Origin of the sequence: Psychroflexus sp. MES1-P1E, from assembly GCF_002836055.1 — a bacterium.
Taxonomy (GTDB): Bacteria; Bacteroidota; Bacteroidia; order Flavobacteriales; family Flavobacteriaceae; genus Psychroflexus.
The window spans coordinates 1-2,257 of record NZ_PJBS01000248.1 but is presented as its reverse complement, the minus strand read 5'-3'; the positions used below and the strand labels follow the sequence as shown (position 1 = coordinate 2,257).

Below are 2,257 nucleotides of genomic sequence, written 5' to 3'. Positions count from 1 at the left end.
ACGGTTGCAGAGCGCAGGCCGTTGCTTATGTCCCTCAGGGATTGACTTTTGGTAAACTGGCAGAATAGCATTGAGACTAGGTGCGACCAACTGTCAAACCCTTTTTGATGCTTGTCACTTTGGTGCGACTTGACCAGTTTTTTTAAATTTTGATGTATCTAATTTTGAGATTATTTGAGAAAACAACGTTATATTTATTATCAGAGAAGGGTTTTTGTGGTGCACCCCAAAGGTAAACTTTGAGGAACAAAAATTTCCTTCTCTTTTTTAAACGTTTGGGACGCTATTGCTATTGAAGCTTTAGCTTTAAACTCGGTTAGGTATTTAAAAAGAAAAAAGTAAATTGTACTCACTTAAATTAGCAATAAGTTTTGCTTTAGAACCTTGAATACAAAAGGAATGAACAAAGGACAAATATCAAATACTCTTCGACAGTATAGACTTCTCTATCCTCTTGATAAATTGAGGTACCTAGTAGAGAGAAATAAAAATAAAAAACTGAATGAAAAATTCAAAAAAGATAATCCAGAAATTTCACTCCCGCCTGATTACTTAATGTATGAATCCTTTCAAATTGATTACTCCAAATATTACTTTGGAGGTAAAACAACTGCTGAATGGATTTTTAAACTATTAGGGAAACACATAAATCTGTCTGGAGGAAAAATTTTAGATTGGGGGTGTGGTCCTGGAAGACTAATTAGGCATATGCCTGATATTTCTAATGACCAATCTAGTTTTTATGGTACAGATTATAATAAAGAGTCTATACAGTGGTGCAAAAATAATATTCAGAAGGTAACCTTTAATCATAATAATTTGGAAGCAATACTTCCTTATGAAGATAACACATTTGATGCCATTTATGGAATATCAATTTTCACCCATCTATCAAAAGAAATGCACTTTAACTGGTTTAATGAATTAAAAAGAGTCTTAAAAACAGGCGGGGTCATACTTATAACAACTCAGGGAGAAAATTTCAGACCAAAACTAACAGGGGAAGAAAGAAAAAAGTTCGACCAAGGGGAACTAATCGTAAAAGGAAACGTAAAAGAAGGGCATAGAACATATTCTGCATTCCATCCAGACCCATTTTTAAAATTAGTGTTTGAAGATGTTGATATACTTGACAAAATTGTTATTTCACCTAAAAATAAAGGCTACCTACCTCAAGATAGATGGATATTGAAGAAAAAGGCTCTAGTTTAAACCAGCTAGTATATATATTGAGTTTATGGAAACAGAAAAGCTTAAAAAAGAAATACGCTCACTGCTGCTTTGGCACTAGAGACTTTGGATGTTTGGGCATTGAAATGTTTTGCGGATGTCGATCCACACTATAAACACTTAATATCTTCACGATACTTGGCTCACCCAAGAGGAAATTAAAAATTGTAGAGGTAATTAATTACTTTCAATTTCCTTCTGATTTATTTTTAACGAAATTCACTATTTTGGTTATTGGATTAAGCTGAGTCCTAATCAGCATATTCAATAGTTTTTGTTCACCCTCAGCATGTGCTATTTGAAGCAAAGGCATTACCTGTAAGTGTTGATATTTTACGGGTTGAGTTCTTGATTTTAATAAAGACCAATTCAAGTAATACTGTAAGTATTTTGTGGCTACACAATTGAAAATATCCCTGTACACGGAAGGTCTCATATCTATATAATCTTAGAACACTTCTTTAAATCAAATGGGAAAATTCAGTGAGAAAGAATCTAATCACCTAAGATAGAGAAGTTATATTTATAGATCCAGAGAAGTGAACATATCAATTTACATATTTCTTTAATACCAAATTAAACATATAATGCCGTATAAATAAATTGAATTATACTATGACACAGCTTAGCACAGGTTTTTTTATTGTTTGAAGTTGAAAATAATTAGCATAGCCTTAGTTACGGTAATTGTTTTTGATAAAAGCAGGCGAAAAAAACAGTTTATTTCGAAATCATAGATTTAAAACTTGATGATAATAGCATATTAGAAATGTCAGTCCGAGTGGTTTCAATGAATTTTTGATTGAAAAATCATTGAAGTTGTATCGATAACGCTTCAAATAACAAGACACATCTCGATATATGCCGTCAAAAAACGTCGAAATACTCGATGAGACAAAACAACTTAATATCAGCTTTTTTATAGCTTTAAAAACTTGACAATAAAAGCATATTAGAAATGTCTGTTCGAGTGGTTACAATGAATTTTTACTTAAAAAATAGCGCTATTTTAATATAAATATGTCTT

Annotated in this window: 2 protein-coding genes; one reads left to right on the top strand and one right to left on the bottom strand. The window is 31.8% G+C overall.

All coding sequences use genetic code 11. The annotated features are described in order from the left end of the window. Positions 1–137, bottom strand: a 137-nt coding sequence (locus tag CXF67_RS09420; protein ID WP_257984644.1) for a DUF4372 domain-containing protein, incomplete at its 3' end; no start/stop codon positions are given. A gap of 262 nt (positions 138–399) precedes the next feature. Here CXF67_RS09420 and CXF67_RS09415 point away from each other — a divergent pair. Then, a complete protein-coding gene (locus CXF67_RS09415) occupies positions 400–1,212 on the top strand; it encodes a class I SAM-dependent methyltransferase (RefSeq protein ID WP_102088530.1) in 813 nt (270 codons plus the stop codon). Positions 1,213–2,257 lie beyond the last annotated feature (1,045 nt).

Coding starts and splice junctions, on each gene's coding strand:
- CXF67_RS09415 (WP_102088530.1), top strand. CDS start 400: ATGAACAAAGGACAAATATCAAATACTCTTCGACAGTATAGACTTCTC.